The sequence below is a fragment of the Cohnella ginsengisoli genome, assembly GCF_029525555.1.
Taxonomy (GTDB): Bacteria; Bacillota; Bacilli; order Paenibacillales; family Paenibacillaceae; genus Cohnella; species Cohnella ginsengisoli.
Window position 1 is genome coordinate 641,421 of sequence record NZ_JAPDHZ010000003.1, and the last position, 15,785, is coordinate 657,205.

Annotated in this window: 17 protein-coding genes, 13 tRNA genes and 1 pseudogene; 4 read left to right on the forward strand and 27 right to left on the reverse strand. The window is 59.1% G+C overall.

Features of this window, described 5'->3' with window-relative positions:
* Nucleotides 1-44: 44 nt before the first annotated feature.
* The 7 genes from OMP38_RS14095 to liaF form a co-directional block, all read right to left on the reverse strand.
* Complete coding sequence (locus OMP38_RS14095; protein WP_277565711.1) at nucleotides 45-1,715, reverse strand: hypothetical protein; 1,671 nt, start codon at nucleotides 1,713-1,715, stop codon at nucleotides 45-47.
* Nucleotides 1,716-2,346: 631 nt separating this feature from the next.
* The gene (locus tag OMP38_RS14100; RefSeq protein WP_277565712.1) at nucleotides 2,347-3,537 is read right to left on the reverse strand and encodes an EAL domain-containing protein; all 1,191 of its coding nucleotides are present in this window, start codon (nucleotides 3,535-3,537) and stop codon (nucleotides 2,347-2,349) included.
* Between the two features lie 22 nt (nucleotides 3,538-3,559).
* The gene (locus OMP38_RS14105) at nucleotides 3,560-4,414 is read right to left on the reverse strand and encodes a diguanylate cyclase (protein WP_277565713.1); all 855 of its coding nucleotides are present in this window, start codon (nucleotides 4,412-4,414) and stop codon (nucleotides 3,560-3,562) included.
* Complete coding sequence (locus OMP38_RS14110) at nucleotides 4,411-5,040, reverse strand: hypothetical protein (RefSeq protein WP_277565714.1); 630 nt, start codon at nucleotides 5,038-5,040, stop codon at nucleotides 4,411-4,413. The genes OMP38_RS14105 and OMP38_RS14110 overlap by 4 nt, the downstream gene beginning before the upstream one ends.
* 203 nt (nucleotides 5,041-5,243) lie before the next feature.
* Nucleotides 5,244-5,897, reverse strand: a complete 654-nt coding sequence (locus OMP38_RS14115) for a response regulator (RefSeq protein WP_277565715.1) — start codon at nucleotides 5,895-5,897, stop codon at nucleotides 5,244-5,246.
* On the reverse strand, nucleotides 5,857-6,924 hold the full coding sequence (locus OMP38_RS14120) for a sensor histidine kinase (RefSeq protein ID WP_277565716.1): 1,068 nt from the start codon (nucleotides 6,922-6,924) through the stop codon (nucleotides 5,857-5,859). The genes OMP38_RS14115 and OMP38_RS14120 overlap by 41 nt, the downstream gene beginning before the upstream one ends.
* A gap of 13 nt (nucleotides 6,925-6,937) precedes the next feature.
* Entirely contained in the window at nucleotides 6,938-7,276 is a 339-nt protein-coding gene (liaF, locus tag OMP38_RS14125) for a cell wall-active antibiotics response protein LiaF (protein ID WP_277565717.1), read from the reverse strand.
* Here liaF and OMP38_RS14130 point away from each other — a divergent pair.
* On the forward strand, nucleotides 7,275-7,529 hold the full coding sequence (locus tag OMP38_RS14130) for a hypothetical protein (RefSeq protein WP_277565718.1): 255 nt from the start codon (nucleotides 7,275-7,277) through the stop codon (nucleotides 7,527-7,529). The genes liaF and OMP38_RS14130 overlap by 2 nt on opposite strands.
* A gap of 221 nt (nucleotides 7,530-7,750) precedes the next feature.
* Here OMP38_RS14130 and OMP38_RS14135 read toward each other — a convergent pair whose 3' ends face one another.
* Genes OMP38_RS14135 through OMP38_RS14150 form a run of 4 tightly spaced genes read right to left on the reverse strand, consistent with a single transcriptional unit; the run spans nucleotide 7,751 to nucleotide 9,958 of the window.
* Nucleotides 7,751-8,446 (reverse strand): PspA/IM30 family protein, encoded by a 696-nt coding sequence (locus tag OMP38_RS14135; protein WP_277565719.1) that lies wholly within the window; start codon nucleotides 8,444-8,446, stop codon nucleotides 7,751-7,753.
* A gap of 26 nt (nucleotides 8,447-8,472) precedes the next feature.
* Entirely contained in the window at nucleotides 8,473-8,961 is a 489-nt protein-coding gene (locus OMP38_RS14140; RefSeq protein ID WP_277565720.1) for a PspC domain-containing protein, read from the reverse strand.
* A 3-nt stretch (nucleotides 8,962-8,964) separates the two neighbouring features.
* Nucleotides 8,965-9,633, reverse strand: coding sequence for a PspA/IM30 family protein (locus OMP38_RS14145; protein WP_277565721.1), 669 nt, complete (start codon nucleotides 9,631-9,633; stop codon nucleotides 8,965-8,967).
* 22 nt (nucleotides 9,634-9,655) lie between these two features.
* Nucleotides 9,656-9,958 carry a hypothetical protein gene (locus OMP38_RS14150; protein ID WP_277565722.1) on the reverse strand — a complete coding sequence of 101 codons (303 nt, stop codon included), beginning with the start codon at nucleotides 9,956-9,958 and terminating at the stop codon, nucleotides 9,656-9,658.
* Between the two features lie 211 nt (nucleotides 9,959-10,169).
* On the opposite strand from OMP38_RS14150, the gene OMP38_RS14155 reads away from it, so the two are divergent.
* Nucleotides 10,170-10,787, forward strand: coding sequence for a C40 family peptidase (locus tag OMP38_RS14155; RefSeq protein WP_277565723.1), 618 nt, complete (start codon nucleotides 10,170-10,172; stop codon nucleotides 10,785-10,787).
* A gap of 48 nt (nucleotides 10,788-10,835) precedes the next feature.
* Here OMP38_RS14155 and OMP38_RS35850 read toward each other — a convergent pair whose 3' ends face one another.
* Both OMP38_RS35850 and OMP38_RS14165 read right to left on the reverse strand, forming a co-directional pair.
* Nucleotides 10,836-10,913 (reverse strand): MEKHLA domain-containing protein, encoded by a 78-nt coding sequence (locus tag OMP38_RS35850; protein WP_420869692.1) that lies wholly within the window; start codon nucleotides 10,911-10,913, stop codon nucleotides 10,836-10,838.
* Nucleotides 10,894-11,295, reverse strand: coding sequence for an MEKHLA domain-containing protein (locus OMP38_RS14165; RefSeq protein WP_420869651.1), 402 nt, complete (start codon nucleotides 11,293-11,295; stop codon nucleotides 10,894-10,896). The genes OMP38_RS35850 and OMP38_RS14165 overlap by 20 nt, the downstream gene beginning before the upstream one ends.
* A gap of 247 nt (nucleotides 11,296-11,542) precedes the next feature.
* Between OMP38_RS14165 and OMP38_RS34700 the strand changes: the two are divergent.
* Nucleotides 11,543-11,810 (forward strand): annotated as a pseudogene (locus OMP38_RS34700) (DUF3243 family protein).
* A 109-nt stretch (nucleotides 11,811-11,919) separates the two neighbouring features.
* Nucleotides 11,920-13,047 (forward strand): YihY/virulence factor BrkB family protein, encoded by a 1,128-nt coding sequence (locus tag OMP38_RS14175; protein ID WP_277565725.1) that lies wholly within the window; start codon nucleotides 11,920-11,922, stop codon nucleotides 13,045-13,047.
* Nucleotides 13,048-13,055: 8 nt separating this feature from the next.
* Here OMP38_RS14175 and OMP38_RS14180 read toward each other — a convergent pair whose 3' ends face one another.
* The 14 genes from OMP38_RS14180 to OMP38_RS14245 form a co-directional block, all read right to left on the reverse strand.
* A complete protein-coding gene (locus tag OMP38_RS14180) occupies nucleotides 13,056-13,859 on the reverse strand; it encodes a formate/nitrite transporter family protein (protein WP_277565726.1) in 804 nt (267 codons plus the stop codon).
* Nucleotides 13,860-14,467: 608 nt separating this feature from the next.
* A tRNA-Leu gene (locus tag OMP38_RS14185) sits at nucleotides 14,468-14,553 on the reverse strand.
* A 28-nt stretch (nucleotides 14,554-14,581) separates the two neighbouring features.
* Nucleotides 14,582-14,658: transfer RNA gene (locus OMP38_RS14190), tRNA-Arg, on the reverse strand.
* A gap of 11 nt (nucleotides 14,659-14,669) precedes the next feature.
* A tRNA-Cys gene (locus tag OMP38_RS14195) sits at nucleotides 14,670-14,743 on the reverse strand.
* A gap of 11 nt (nucleotides 14,744-14,754) precedes the next feature.
* A tRNA-Gly gene (locus OMP38_RS14200) sits at nucleotides 14,755-14,829 on the reverse strand.
* 4 nt (nucleotides 14,830-14,833) lie between these two features.
* Nucleotides 14,834-14,908 (reverse strand) — tRNA-Gln (locus OMP38_RS14205).
* Nucleotides 14,909-14,920: 12 nt separating this feature from the next.
* A tRNA-His gene (locus OMP38_RS14210) sits at nucleotides 14,921-14,996 on the reverse strand.
* Nucleotides 14,997-15,014: 18 nt separating this feature from the next.
* A tRNA-Trp gene (locus OMP38_RS14215) sits at nucleotides 15,015-15,088 on the reverse strand.
* A gap of 18 nt (nucleotides 15,089-15,106) precedes the next feature.
* Nucleotides 15,107-15,190, reverse strand: a tRNA-Tyr gene (locus OMP38_RS14220).
* A 16-nt stretch (nucleotides 15,191-15,206) separates the two neighbouring features.
* A tRNA-Thr gene (locus OMP38_RS14225) sits at nucleotides 15,207-15,282 on the reverse strand.
* A 23-nt stretch (nucleotides 15,283-15,305) separates the two neighbouring features.
* Nucleotides 15,306-15,381: transfer RNA gene (locus tag OMP38_RS14230), tRNA-Phe, on the reverse strand.
* Nucleotides 15,382-15,408: 27 nt separating this feature from the next.
* Nucleotides 15,409-15,485: transfer RNA gene (locus tag OMP38_RS14235), tRNA-Asp, on the reverse strand.
* Between the two features lie 32 nt (nucleotides 15,486-15,517).
* Nucleotides 15,518-15,594: transfer RNA gene (locus tag OMP38_RS14240), tRNA-Met, on the reverse strand.
* Nucleotides 15,595-15,702: 108 nt separating this feature from the next.
* Nucleotides 15,703-15,778: transfer RNA gene (locus OMP38_RS14245), tRNA-Glu, on the reverse strand.
* Nucleotides 15,779-15,785: the final 7 nt, after the last annotated feature.

Below are 15,785 nucleotides of genomic sequence, written 5' to 3' on the forward strand. Positions count from 1 at the left end.
GCGCTATGCTGCGCGTCCCTTTTTTTTAGAAGACGGAAAAACCGCTAGATTCCCTCCGCGTAGTCGGCCAAGTCGAGCGCAGCCCCGTTCAGCCTGCGCAGCGGCGTCTCTGCCGCAGTCGCTGCCAGTTCGAGCCGGTCTCCCTCCAGCGTCTCATAGACGACGCCAAACGCATCGCCGGACGATCCCTCGCCCGTCCAAGACGGCCGCCGGCCTTCCATCCGATCGCCATAGGCACGCAGCAAACCCTTGGAATCGATGCTTTGCGCGACGATGCCCAATCGTTTCGCCGCCTGCGCCGCGTCGGCCGCCTCGACGACGAATCCGTGACGGCCGGGTGCGCCCTCGCAGTTGAAGCGGCTCGCCGACTCGACGGCCTTACAGTCCCCGAACGGATAAACAGCCAGCAGCACGCCGGATGCGCACCCGAACCACGCGCTTTCCCGGAAGATCCACTCGCCCTTCGGCAGGACGCCTGCGATTCCGTCCCCGGCCTTCGGGTACAGCGCGATCGCCGTCCCGCGGTGGTAAAGCGTTTCTCCGCCATCTGACGCATGACGCGGATCGCCCGGCGAATACCCTTCTCCGCGCGGGAAAAAGTAGAGTCTGTTCGCGCCCTCGACGGCGGAGAGAGGCAACGTCACTTCCCAGCGATGCTGCTCGTTATCGAACTCGGCCGCCCGCTCGATTAGTCCGCCGACCGCGAATCCGCTCGCGCTGAATAAATAGCTGTGCAGCGGCGACCGGGCTTCGCCCACGGGATGGATGCGCCGCTTCGTCTCCGCTGTCGCGGAACGATCCAGCGCCTCTCGCCTTGCGGATGCCGGCGCCACATGCAGCAGAAAACCCGCATACTCGACCCGTGGCAGCGGATCCGGCAGCGCGAAATCTCCGAATTGCACGTAATCGAAGGCGACGTTGCCGTCTCGCGGCAGGTCGGCAGGCAGACTGCGCATCCGCCCTCCCGCCCAGGCACCGCCCAGATAATGCCGCGCGCGATAAGTCCACAGCGCATCCAGCAGCTCGGCGGCGCCCGATTGGACGGCCGGGTCCCGTACGACGTCCTTCACGCATACGAACGCTTGAACCCAGTGCCAGAACCACGGGAGGGCGCCGTATTCAGCCATGCCTTGCTCCCGCACGCGCGCTAGCGTCAATCGCAGGTCGTGCAAGCCCGCTTCGCGAAGATCCGCGTCGGCATACCGCTCCCCGAGCAGCAGCTTTGCAGCCGTGTATTTCGCTTCATGATGGCCGAAGGTCCGCTGCGCGACCCGGTAGTAAGCGCTGCCGTACAATCTGTCGATCGCCGTATCGACAGCCTGGGCGAGCGACGGCCCCATTTCCTCGCCGTAACGGTCCGCGAACCAGATCAAGAGACAGCCCATGAGTTCGGCGGGCAGCGGATTGATCGGCGCGAGCCGGGGCTCGGGATGCAAGCCGAGCGGCCAATGTCCGTACGTCGGGCTGCCTGGATCGCCGTCCTGAAGCGACAGCACCGTCAGCAGTACGCCGGACGCCTTTTCTTTGCCCGCCTGCCGGTCGCAGGGGGCCTCGGCTTCCGGATCGCAGCAGATCGCGAACAGAGCCGATGCCGCGTAAAAATTGTTCCTGATATCGCCGTGGTTCCACAATCCGCTATCCAGCAGCGGCTCCGACCAGGCAGCCGCCGCCGTCTTCAACCGCACTTCCGCCAATCGCGATTTCATCTCCGTCACGCTTCGCACGCTCCCCATTATAGGCTAGTCTCCGCCGATCGGATTCGGGATTCTGAACTGCTTCGATTGAAAGGTATCCCTTTCGCTCAGGTGAAGCTGTTTTTATTCGTTTGAACGGTATCCCCTTCAATCAGGCATAGCCTCTTTCCTTTTCTTTTATCGATATCTCTTCGCTTAGGTATCAACTTGATCAAAATCCGGATAACGACGTCTGATCCCCGTTGGTCTCATGTCCTGTTCGAAGGGGATATCGTTTAAACTCGGTACACTGCGAAGGTTGACCGCTTCCTGAAGCAAGGGGATACGTTTCAAACGCATGCCGATCGAAGTCCAATCGTTCAGCGCTTCCCTCTGCCGCCTCATCAAACTGGTGCTCCAAGTCGAGCGCGCTAGCCCGTCCTGCCTTCCCCCAACCGGCTTCGTAACGCCTCGCATATAATTTCTTCTACGCCGCGGTCGCCGTCTCCTTCGAACGCGAACGCGTCCCGCAGCTAAAGTATTGGCAGCTAGCGGCAGCTCGCACGACGCCAGTCGAGTTTCCGGTCACGGTCGGATAATAAATATACCGTCACTCCCGGTGACGGTATTCGTTCTTTTGCGCGCTAAGATTGATCTGTGGATCCGGCGCTTGTTAGCGCCGATCGTCAGCCATCGGTCCCGGCCGGCCGAGCAGGTAACCTTGGGCATAAGGAACGCCCATCGAGATCAGCTTGTCCAACTCCTGCTGCGTCTCCACGCCCTCGGCGATCAGTCCGATCCCCATGCGGTCGGCGGCTTCGACGAGCGTGCCGAGCATATGCTCTTTGAACGTATCCGCATGCAAGCCGCTGACAATCGATCGATCCACCTTGATGTAGTCCGGTCTGAGCTCGACGATCGACAGCAAGGAGGAGTAGCCCGCCCCGACATCGTCGATGGCGATCTTGTAGCCCTGGCTCCGGTAATGCGCCAGCACGCGCTGCACCGAGCCGAAGTCCCGGATGCTCGACCGCTCCGTAATCTCGAAGACGACCTGATCCGGCGTCAGCCCGTGCGACTCCAGCAGCGCCAGCGTCTTCCAAGGCGCGAACTGAGGCGCGTCGATGATGCGGGGGGACAGGTTCAGGAAGAGCTTCTGATCCTTCGCAAGGCCGGCGCTGCCCGAGATGGCCCGCTCCCGGGCAAGGCGGTCGAGCGCATAATCCTTGCCTGCGCGTTCCGCGAATTCGAATAACGGCAGCGGCCCGCTGAAGACGTCGGAGTCCGTCGGCCTCGACAACGCCTCGTAACCCAATGGCCGACGCTCGCGAATGTCCACGATCGGCTGATAGACGGACCGCAGCGCCTGACTTTCCAGCAGCCGCTCCAATTCGCCGAGCCGAAGCGCGTCGTCCAGCGCGTCCTCGTGCTGCCCGCTCTGCATCGCCTCACGCGCCATCTCGTGCAGCTTGCGCCCGGTCGCCTCTCCTCGCTTGAATTCGCCGAACGCGCAGCCTGCGCGAAGCGACGGCATGCCGGGCAGCTCCTCCCGCAGCGCCGGCTCCAGCAGCCGCTGTTTGTACGCCCTCGCGGACTGCATCAGCTCGCGTCTGAAGCGGCCCGGCTCCTCCTGCTTGGCCGCGCAGAAAAAGAGCATCAGGTCGTTGTGCAGCCACTTCGCCGCGTACGGCCTGGCCGGCTCCGGGAAGCTTTCCTGAAGCAGCTCCTCCGCTCTCTTTTTCCACCTCGCCTCGATCAGCGAGGCCGCGCTCCCCGCAGCGCCGCTCCAATAGAAGTACAGCAGGGCGGCCTCTCTGTCCGCTACCCTGGAAATGCCCGGCCCCGGATACGTTCCCAACGCCATCGTGTCTCCTCCTCCAGCCGTCTTATGCCCGTTCTTCGAATGATGCTGCGAATGCCTCGATGACGGCGTACGCGCTTCCCGGCAGTTCTTTGGCTTTTTTCTTGCACGCCGCGGCCAATCGCGACAGTTCCTCGTGGCTGACGACCCCCGACCCGTCCCAGCGGATAACGGCGATTGACAGCGATACGCCAGGCTGCTGTACCGCGCTGCCATGCCTGTCGATCACCGTCGTCGGGCGAGCCGTGCCGTACATCGGGTCGACGCCGGCGTGGAACCGGTCGATGAAGGCGCGGCAGCGCGCTTCGGGATCGGGGCGATCGCTGATCGAGATGAAGTCGTCTCCCCCGATATGGCCCAGGAAATGATCGCTCCCGTCCTCCTGGTTCAGGTTCCCGTCGAGCACGGAAGCCGTATAACGGATCATATCGTCCCCGGCGCTATAGCCGTAGCTGTCGTTAAACCATTTAAAATAGTCCAGATCCGCGTAATAAACGCTGAACGGTTTGCGCATTTTGATGCGGGCTTCGATCTCCCGGCGGATGATATCCCCGCCAGGCAGTCCCGTAAGCGGGTTGACGCGCCGCGCCGCTTCGGCTTGCAGCGAAGCGAACGACTCGAGCAGCGCCTTGACGGTGACGCCGCCTACGTACCTGCCCTGCTCGGTCACGATGACCGTATCGTAAAGCTGAGAGTCCGGGCGGTCCATGGCCAGACGGGCGACGGCTTCCACCTGCATGTCCGCCTCCGCGACGAGCGGCGCATTCTCCATGATCTTGTCGATCGTCCGATTCCAATACAGCGGCATGCCGAACTTGGACGCCAGCATCCGGTTCAGCCTGTCCCGCGTGATCAGTCCGCGCGGCTGTCCCGCGATCACGACGACGATGCTGTGGCTGTCCGGCTGTTCTTCGAACCACTCGGCGGCGGCCGAGACCGGCGTCTCGGGGGGGCATGGCCGCCATCGCGGTCGCGAGCCGCCCGACCGTGAGTCCCGGTTCGCCCTCCGACCACGGTTCGGACGATTTGGTATCTGCCGTCTTTTTCGACGGCTTCGCTGCCGGTTCCGGAACGCTGGCTTTGGCTTCCTCCAGCGATTTGTACGCGAGCGCGCCTGCCTCCAGCATGCCTTCCATGAGCAGTTGCTCCGCGTTGTGTCCGTGGGCTCTTGAAGGCAGCAGGATATATCCGAAGCCGATCTGGGCTTCGTCCCCCCCTGTCCTCTGCAAGGATGGCGCGAAGCTGCGCCTCGAGCTCGGGCCGGACGGCTTGGCGCCGGCTTTCGTCTTCCGGCAGCCGCACGGCGAGCAGCAGCAGACGCTCGCCCTGCCAGCCCCACTGGATTTGGGGACGGCCTTCCATCCACTGCTTCAGCTTTTTCTTCGGCCAGGTCGCTCTGTCGGGACCAAGCCGCCCTGCCAGCATGCCGACGTTTCCCTCGCGGGAACCCCCGACGATCGTCCTGATGCATGCCGGATTCAGAAGACTTTTTACCCATTTACTCATGGTAGCCGCCTCCACTGACAACCTGCTTCTTACCTATTGTAGCCCTGAATCGTTAACGCAAGGTAATATTTACCGTCAGAAAATAAAAAAAATTGTCGATCACGGTCGAACTTCGGACTTGAGGCGCGCATTCCGGCATTAAAAAAACCGCATGCGGCGCGCTTGGCGCGGTTCATGCGGCTGCTTTGTTTTCGGGTGGCGGGCTATTCGGCCAACCCGTTGCGGTGCGCGTAGATCGCCGCTTGGGTACGGTCCTCGACGCCGAGCTTGCTGAACATATTGGTGAGATGGTACTTTACCGTCTTGATGCCGATGAACAGCTCGTCCGCGATCTCTTGATTGGACTTGCCTTGCGCGATAAGGTGAAGCACTTCCATCTCCCGGTCCGTCAACTCCTCGTGCGGCTGCGCCTCGGTCTGCGCGGGCCGTCTGAACCGGTTCATCATCTTGGAGGCGACTTGCGATTCGAGCACCGATTGGCCGCGGGCAGCGGCCCGGATCGCGTCCGCGATCTCGCTGGCCCTCGACGTCTTCAGCAAATAGCTGAATGCGCCTGCCTCGATGACCGGATACATCTTTTCGTCGTCGAGAAAGCTCGTCAGTACGATGACGCGGCATTCCGGCTGCTGCTCGAGCAGACGGCGCGTGGTCTCGATGCCGTCCATGCCTTCCATGACCAGGTCCATCAGCACGACGTCCGGATCGTACGCTTTTGCGAGCCGCAGTCCGTCTTGACCGTTGCCCGCTTCTCCCACGACTTCGATGCCTTCCTCGGTCCCCAATACGGCGGCCAGTCCGATTCTCACCATCTCGTGATCATCGACCAGCAGCACTTTGATCGGCTGTTGCTCCGCCATCTTCCCACCCTCTCTCTTCCGTCATGATCGGCACCCGAATCTCGATGCGCGTGCCTTTTCCCGGCGCGCTGGCGATGTTCAGGGAACCGCCGAGCTCGTTCACCCGTTCCTCCATGCTGACGATACCGTACGAAGCGTGCTTCTTTTCCTGGAGATCGAAGCCGACGCCGTCGTCCCGGATCGCCAGCCTGACGGTGTCTCCCCTTCTATGTAAAGCGATGTCCATCTTGTTCGCGCGGGCATGCCGGAGCGTGTTGGACAGCGCTTCTTGCACCATGCGGAACAGATGATTCTCGATGCCCTTGTTCAGCGGCAGGTCTTCGTCCATATCGAGCGAGATATCGATGTCGACCTTGGCCCGCATCTCCTTCACCAGCTCGGGCACCGCCTGGGACAGCCGCTTGCCCTCCAGATGGACGGGGCGCAGGTGCAGCAGCAGCGCCCTCATCTCGGACTGCGCGACGGACGACATCTCCTCGATGAGGGCGATCTGCCGCCTCGCCCGCTCGAAGTCCTGGTCCATCGTCCGCCCGACGGCGGTAGCCGTCATGGAGATGGCGAACAGCTGCTGGCTGACCGCGTCGTGCAGCTCGCGGGCGAGCCGCTGACGCTCCTCGACGACCGCACTCATGCGCGCCTTGGCCGCAAGCTCGGTATTGTTGGTCGACAGGCGCTGCAGCGAGGCGACCTGCTCCTCCCACTTCCGGCTGAAACGAACGAGCTGTTCGGCGAGCAAACCGATCTCGTCCTTGCCCATGTTCGGTTGCGGCTGCATCGGGCTGCCCCGCTCCATCAGCAGCAGCGTATGCCGCATCTGCTCGATGCGGCTGCGCGTGGGCAGGCTTCTGAACAGACCGAAGCCGACGCCCGCCACGATGAGGACGCCGACTGCGGTGAGGCCGAAGGTGATGACGGTCGACCACGACTCGAACGGAGCCGCGAGTCCCTGGCTTTCCAACAGGTAAATGACGACGAAGCCGATCCCGAGGGAGAACAAAACAGCTTCGCCGATATGACGCCAGACCATTGTGCGCTCCTCCTTAGATCGGCCTGATGCGAATGTTGCCGACAATATAATTGAATTGCAGTTTGATCTGCTGATCCTGACTCACGAGGCCCGGCGAGCTCCACGACATGCGCCGCATCATGCCTCCGTCCCCTTGACCGTCGACCGTCACCTGTCCGAGCAGCACGTTGGCCTCGACCTGCACCCCGTAGTCCTCGGGGACGACGATCTCAATATCGCCGACGATGCCTTGCAAGACGACGTTCGTCGCGTTTTCCTCGGGCACCGCCCCGGTCAGGTCCAGCCTGACCTCGCCGTACAGATGCCAGCAGCCCATCGAACGAAGCACCCAACCGGGCCGATCCTGCCTCATGTTGAGAATGAGCCTCGGCCTGCTGACGAAGCCGACGCGGTCGGACGGCCGTACGCGCAAAAAAGTAGATCGCCGCGAGGATCAGTCCGATCGCGAGCACGAGTCCGATCTGGTTGACGACCAGCACGATGGCGCTGACGGCGATGACCGCGACCGACAGCCGGCTTCGGTCCTGCCGATAACGCTCGATGCCCAGCCACAGAAGAATGGCCGCGTTAACCGTCGCGAAGCCCGCGATGGCGCCGACGGCTAGATAGAGTCCGGCGGCGATGAACACCAGCGACTTTTTTGGACAAGTTCAGGTTCTTCATATCGGCCGCCTCCTCTCCGTACGATCGTCTGCGCTGCGGCCTATTGCCTTATTATCGCGGATAAAGCCATAACGGACGGGATCGTCCGTTATGGCCTTCGGCGAGCATCCTTGCTAGCATACCACATGTTTCCTGCGGCGTGAATGCCGCCAGTCGACGTTCCTTATTCGGCCGATTCGGAAGGAGGCGCGATGCGGCTCTTAAGCGCGGCCAGCTCTTGGTCGACCTTCATGGCCTTGGCCGGATCGACGGAGGAAGGTGCGACGGATACGCCGCCGAACGGCGCGCCAGGCAGTCGGGCGACATCGGCTTCGGCTTCCATCTGAAGGATTTTTTCCTCCATCCGGTAGAAGCCGCGGGAAGCGTTGCCGCTCTCGATCGTGTGCGTCTGGCTCGTTTGCGCCAGCTGTTTGCGCGCCTTGGCCATTTGGGCGCGGGCGGCGAGCTCGTTGCGCTTGTTGCGCAGCTTGTAGAATTCTTCCTTCATCTCGTGCAGCTGGCCGGTCAGCTCGGCGACCTGCGCGCTCGCTTGGCTGTGCAGCTCTTGCAGACTGTTTGCCTGGCCTTCGTAGTAGACCTTCTCTTCGAGCAGCTTGCGGGCGATGCCCTCGTTGCCGGCGAGCAGCGCTTGCTCGGCTTGGCCGATGCGCTCCGCGGAGATGCGAACCGCCTCGTCAAGGCGCTGCTTCAGCCGGCGTTCTGCCGCCATCTGTCGCGCTACCGTCACTTCGGCGTCGCGAATTTCCACTTCCATGTCGCGAATATACTGGTTGAGCATTACGACCGGGTCTTCCAGTTTGTCCAGCAGTTCGTGCACCGATGCCTTCGTCATGTCCTTCATTCTTTGAAATACGCCCATTGTATTATTCTCCCTTCGATTGTTGTTCAAATTTGGTGATGCGGGCCTTCAGTTCTTCGATTTCCTTCTTGAGCGCCTTCTTCTCGATATCCTCCATCATCGCGTCGAGCGTCGACGATGCCTGCGAGGATGGAGCGGCCGTTTGCGGAGCGGGCCTGGCTGCCGGGGCGGCAGGTCCGGGACCGGGCCATGCGCCGCCGGCGTTCCAGGAGGAAGCGGGCGGTGCCGGCGGACGTTGTTGGGGAGGCGTCCAACCGCCGTGCTGTGGAGGGGGGCGCCCAGCCGCCATGGCCGGCATGCGGACCGCCGAAGGCGCTGCCGCCGCCGAAGTCCGAATCGCGGGGAATGATGAACCCGGCGATGATATAGACGAACAGCACGGTGCCGCCGGAGAAGACGGTCACGATGACGAGCAGGATTCTAAGCAGCGTTGCGTCCACGCCGAGGTAGTCGGCGAGTCCCGCGCACACCCCGAACAGCTTGCGGTCGCGGGTCGATCTATACAGCTTGCGCATCGTTTACCCTCCTCCTTGTTCCAGCTTGCGCTTCAAATTTTGCAATTCGCGGTCCACGGCTTGAGAGACCACCGTGCCGGCCTGGTAGACGAGCTCCTGGCCCATCCGCCGCAAATCCCTGAGGCTCTTGGTCTCCAGCTCCATGTCCGTGAGCCGGTCGTCCACCTTGCGCAACATCTGCGAAGGATCGGCGCTCCCGGGTGCGAAGCGGGCGTTCAGCCTTTGCTGCAGCTTCAGCGACTCCATGCGGGCGATGTAAAACTGCCTGCGGTCGTACACGCTGCGGTATTCGTCCCGCAGCTCCTGCAGCAGCTGCTCCAGCTCCAGCAACTCGCCGCGGCTCTGCTCGTACAAGCCTTGATAGCGCTCCGCCCGTTCTTCATGGGCGACCTTGTCGGCCAGCGCCAGCTTCGCGGCGTTTTCCTCGCCTGCCTTCAGCGCGGTCAGCGCTTGTTCCTCGCGGCGCTGCGCCCATAGCTGCGCGTCCTTCAACTGCTTGTGCATCTGGTCGGTGTGGGCGGCGTATTGCCGCTGCAGCACCTCGCACTGGCAGATTTCTTGATGCGTCGACCAGAGAAACTGATCGATGAGTTTAACGGGGTCCTCCGCGTTGTCCAGCCTTTCGTTCAGCGTTGCGACCGTTATATCCCGCACTCGTTTGACTACGCTCATTGTTATGGATAACCTCCTTTGCTTACCATCTGCGGGTACGACCCGTTTTGCCGCTTAGCATCGATATGCCCAGCACGATCAGCCCGATCGCCGCGACCCAGAAGATTACGACCGACAGCTTGCCCAGGAGCATGAAGCCGCCGATGATGCCGATGACGATGCCGATCAGCCTGTAACCGTTGCGCCAAGCCATCACGCCGAGACCGATGATCGCGATCGGAATGAGCAGGCCGATGATCCATCCGACCAAATGACCCAGCTTTCCGAAGAGTAGAAGCACGCCCAACGCGATCAGCACCACTGCCCAACCACTGTTCTTTTTCAACTCGTCTCACCCCTTTGCGTCGTTTCCTGTTTGCTTTACCTCACAAACTCATTGTAAACGTTCGGACGCCTCCGGATAACGGACCCGCGCACGGAATTGGCCCTGGACTGCAGTCGGGGGCCGGCACGGTCTTAAGGTGCCAACATTTGCGGGTACCTTTGGCCACCGGTCTATGTTAGCGTTGTCTATACCATGAACGGGAGGTGTTTGGATGTTACGTAAACGCTTGATGGTCGGGGCGGCCGGCTTGCTCGCGGCTTCGGCCATATGGACGGCTATGCCGGCAGCTTTCGCTTCTGCCGCCGATGCGCCGGACATCGGCTCCGCCTGGACTTCGGAAGACACTTCCCCCGAGACCGATGCTTCAGCCGGCAGTTCGACCGCTTCGGCATCCGACGTTGAACGGATTATTGCAGAAGGCATGCGTTATATAGGAACGCCTTACGAGTACGGTTCCGACCGGAGCACCGACTCGACGTTCGACTGCTCGGACTTCGTCAAATGGATTTTCTCCAATGCGGATGGGATCGAGCTGCCTTCGGATTCGCGGCGCCAAGGCGTTTATGTCAAGAATAAAGGGGCCGTCTCGCGCGATTGGCGGGAGCTTAATCGAGGAGACCTGATGTTCTTCATGTCCTATCGCGGCGCGTCGGCTTCGGCTTACGGCGATTCGGTCAAGTCGAATGCGGAAATTACCCATGTTGCATTGTACCTGGGGAACGGCAAGATGCTGCAAACTTATTCGAAGGACAGCGGCGGCGTTCGTATCGACATGATCGACGGCACGACTTGGGAAAAGCGATTTTTGTTCGGCGGCAGCGCACTCTGATTTCTATTAATAAAGGCTCGGTCCCGTTACCCAGGGCCGAGCCTTTTTTTATAGCCAAGTCCAGCTTGGAAACATCGCCGCCTGGCCTCGGTACGCTCCTTTTTCGTCAATGAGGTTCCAGACCACGGCTTGCTCGATACGGAACCTCTTGCCGCTGCCCGAGATTCTGACGCCTTCGTATCCGTCGGAATATCCTTTTTTGTCTGACATTCTCCATAAAGGCTTCCCTGACGCTTTGCTCCAGAGGTTCCGCCGTCAGCCTGGACGGCATCCCGGTAAACGTCTTCCAGCTCATTTCCCATAGCGATAGCGCGGTTCGGTTGCCGTAGTTCAGCACCGGATCCGCCTCCGTCCCGTGAGACAACAGCGCGAACGGCGCTTCGTATAGCAGCTCGGCCGCGCGTGGCTCCAAATTCGCATCAATCAACGATTTCCCTGTTAAATTGAGGTAGCTGTCCATGAGCAACCGGCTGTGCCGTTCCAGCCATTCGCCATCCTCTAAACGCATCCGTTCCTCGCCCCTTTCCCATTTCCTCATTGTACTTCGGTTTCATCGGCGGTCAAGTTGGACAATAGGAAGTAATCCGGGCAGGCTTTCTGCCGACCGCCTCGCGGCGGTGCGGATAGAATGTCCGGCGGATGGCGCACAATGACATTAACTTTCAAAGGAGGTATTCAAAATGAACGAAACCCCGCATATCATCGATAAGGAAGAGCGAATCGACACGTCCAAAGTGGGCGATACGATCTCTAGAATGGACGCTCCGAAAAAAGGACGAGATCCTCAGCAACTTCGAATCGTTCAAAAGCTACTTGAACAAGCGTATCGCGCTTGGCGAGTCGCTCGGCTTGTCCGAGGAGCAGCTTGCGCAGGTCGCGGAGAAAGTCGCGGACTATCTGGCCCAGCATGAAGATCCCCGCAACGCCGAGGAGAATCTGCTGCAGGAACTGTGGAAGGTCGGCGATCAGGACGAGCGGCACAAGCTTGCGCATATGCTCGTGAAGCTGGCGCAGCAATCCTAATCGTCTTGAGGCCGCGAATCACGATCGACCGTCGTCTCGTTGCGGCGGTCGATCCCTTACCCAGGCAAGGAGGAAAGGACGATGGACAAAAAAAACGAAAAAAAAGACGTTGCGCTTTGCCGAAAATCTGTACTGCCGCTTTCAGGATGACGAAGTGCCCGCGATGGGCGCCCAGTTGACTTATTACTTAATCCTGGCGATATTTCCCTTCATGATTTTCCTTATCGCCTTGATCGGGTTCACGCCGTTCACGACCTGGGACCTGCTGGACGCCCTGAACAAGGTGTTGCCGCAATCGAACAGCCAGGTGCTTGTAGATTGGATCAAAAACATACAAGAAAACCGCAGCGGCGCGCTGCTGTCTTTCGGGATCATCGGTTCGCTGTGGTCGGCCTCGAGCGGCATCAATGCCATCATCCGTGCGCTGAACAAAGCTTACGACGAGCCGGAGACCCGTCCGTTCTGGAAGGTGAAAGGTCTGTCGGTTATCGTGACGATCGTCCTCACGCTCGTTATTTTCAGCAGCTTGGCTTTGCTCGTATTCGGCCGTTGGCTCGGCCAGTGGATTTTTAAGACGTTTGCGCTTCCCGATTTTTTCGACGAAGTATGGTCCGTGGCGCAGTTCGTTATTCCGATCGCCATCATCGCGCTCGTATTCACGGCCATGTACAAATACGTGCCTAACCGGCATCTGAAATTTAAGGAAGTGCTGCCGGGCGCCCTCGTCGCGACGATCGGCTGGATCGTCGCATCGGGACTGTTCGCCTTTTACGTCAGCAACTTCGCCAACTACACGAAAACGTACGGCAGTCTGGGCGGCGTCATCGTGCTGCTCACTTGGCTCTACATCAGCAGCATCATCGTCGTGCTGGGCGGCGAGGTCAACGCGACGCTCGCATTCGACCGTGAAGGCAAGAACAAGCCGGAATGCAAAAAGTATACGCACTCCATCACGAATGCCTGGAACAAAGTCAAAAACTGGCGCTCGCCTAAACGAGGCGACAAAGGTAAAAAAGGTGCCGCCCCATGTGCATACTTAAAGCATAGAGCTGTTGCATCGGTTCCTACGGGATATGGAAATGCCGCCTTGCTATCGGACTTCTCCTTTGCTGGCGCTCTGTGCAGTATAGGCCTCCAAGTCTGGATGCGGGTTGAATATAAACGGGCCGGAATGCGGATTCCGGCCCTCTTCCTGTTCGCTATGCGCTGTAGCATTTTTCCATGCTCGTTATCGTAGCTAACTGTCTATTTTGCCCGCTCTGCAGTCCTCTCTCGATGGGCCAGGTAGAACAGCAATCCCGTACATATCGCTCCGCCTGCAAAGTTGCCCAACAATACCGGAATCCAGTTCCACACGAGCATGTCGGCAAATGAATAGTTAGCGCCTAGCATAAGGCCCGCAGGCAATAGAAACATATTGACGACCAAGTGCTCGAAGCCTTGTCCGAAAAACAGCAATATCGGCATCCACATCGCCGCGATCTTGCCGATCGTCGACGCGGAGGACAAGCTCATGATGACGCCGAGCGCGACCATCCAATTGCAAAGCACCGCCTTGACGAAAGCCAGCATCCAGCCGTCGCCACCCAGATGGATATAGGCATTCGTCTTGCCTTCCGCCGCCGAGATGACCGCTTGCACGAGCGGGTTGCTCATATCGTGGCCCATCTTCGTGATAGCCATCGTGTATAACGCCGCGTATAGGCCTCCGCCGATCACGTGCCCGATGAGTGCCCATGCGAAGCTCGAGGCCATTTTGCCCGCGCTCGTCCGTCCTTTAAGCACGGCCAGCGGAAGCGCCGCGAAGCTTCCGGTTACGAGCTCTAAGCCCAGCAGCAGGATAAGGACGAACCCGACGGGAAACAAGACGGCGCCTGCGATCGGCATGTTCGTCTGCACGGAAGCGGTGAGGGCTAGGGTCGTCGCACATCCGAGTATCGCGCCCGCCAATCCGCTCCGTACGAGCTTTTGCGTCACAGGCAACTTGGATTTTGTTTCCCCCAATGCAATCAAGCTCTCCAACATCTGACCCGGCTTCACATAATCCATGCCAACGCCCCCTAAACTGCTGCCGCGCGAGGCTATTTAGCTTCGGCCGGCTTCTTTGCTTCATTATAGGCAAGAGGGCGCAGCTGCGCTGTGACTAACTTAACAAGCGTTGAATTTATCTTCTTGCATCTGTCTCTGCCTTGCCTTCAAGCGTCAGTTCCTTCGGTCCGAACAGATTGTATTCGCATGTATAAGAGATTCGCAGCGCTTCTCCACCGTATGGGCACGATAAGTCCGTATGATAGATGTATCGATCGGTCGAACGGTGAGCAAATAGGCTTCTTCATCCGTCCAGCATCCGCTAGCCGCTACGCTCATGACGGAGTAGAATTGCTGGCCAGGCGGGAACGGACGCCCGACTTGCTCCGCGGACTGCTCAGCGAGATTCCGGATGGCGCGGCGATCCGAAGGAACGCCAACCTGTCGTCTAGCGCTCGGGTCGCGACCGATGACGCTTCGATTATTATACTTATAGGCTTCCAAATGCGACAAATCGATATGAGCCTCTCTATCAAAAAAACAGGCGATCGAAGAGCGATCGTCTGTCGGTACTTACTCTATGAAAATAAAAAAAACAAGAAATCATAAATTTCTTGAATAAGTAGTTATGGTGCCGGTGAAGGGACTCGAACCCCCACTCCCTCTCGAGAAGCGGATTTTGAGTCCGCCGCGTCTGCCATTCCGCCACACCGGCATGATTAAATTTTCGACTTAATAAAAAATGGCGCGCCCTAAGAGATTCGAACTCCTGGCCTTTAGATTCGTAGTCTAACGCTCTATCCAGCTGAGCTAAGGGCGCGAATATGAAGTTGGAGGCGCCACCCAGACTCGAACTGGGGGTAGAGCTTTTGCAGAGCTCTGCCTTACCACTTGGCTATGGCGCCAAGAACTTAGATGGAGCGGAAAACGGGATTCGAACCCGCGACCTTCTCGTTGGCAACGAGATGCTCTACCACTGAGCTATTTCCGCAAAATGGCTGGGGATCTAGGGATCGAACCTAGGAATGACGGAGTCAAAGTCCGTTGCCTTACCGCTTGGCTAATCCCCAATAAGGTAAAGATGGGGCGATCGAGGGGAATTGAACCCCCGAATGTCGGATCCACAAACCGATGCGTTAACCACTTCGCCACGATCGCCATATTATAGAGTTTCATTGGCAGGGGCAGCAGGAATTGAACCCACACTAACGGTTTTGGAGACCGCTGTTCTACCTTTAAACTATGCCCCTATAATGTTAAGGTAAAAATGGTGGAGGATGATGGATTTGAACCACCGAACCCGAAGGAACAGATTTACAGTCTGCCGCGTTTGGCCACTTCGCTAATCCTCCATGACTGTAAAACAAATGGTGCCGTCGAGAGGACTTGAACCCCCAACCTACTGATTACAAGTCAGTTGCTCTACCAATTGAGCTACAACGGCATAACCATATGGCATTACTCAGATGGTGGCTCGGGACGGAATCGAACCGCCGACACGAGGATTTTCAGTCCTCTGCTCTACCAACTGAGCTACCGAGCCATTTTACAATCTTACGAAGAAAGAAAATGGCGGAGCTGACGGGATTCGAACCCGCGGTCTCCTGCGTGACAGGCAGGCATGTTAGGCCTCTACACCACAGCTCCATGTGGGATCTCGGATAACTCCGGGATAAAGTTGGTTGCGGGGGCAGGATTTGAACCTGCGGCCTTCGGGTTATGAGCCCGACGAGCTACCGGGCTGCTCCACCCCGCGTCGTTAGTAAGTCTTACTATTTGGGCGACGTTTCATATCATAACCGATATCGCCTTATTCATGCAAGCCCTTTATCAAAATATTTTTCTGATTCAGGCTTCTTAAAGATGGTGACCCGTGGGGGGAATCGAACCCCCGTTACCTCCGTGAAAGGGAGGTGTCTTAACCGCTTGACCAACGGGCCGCATGCA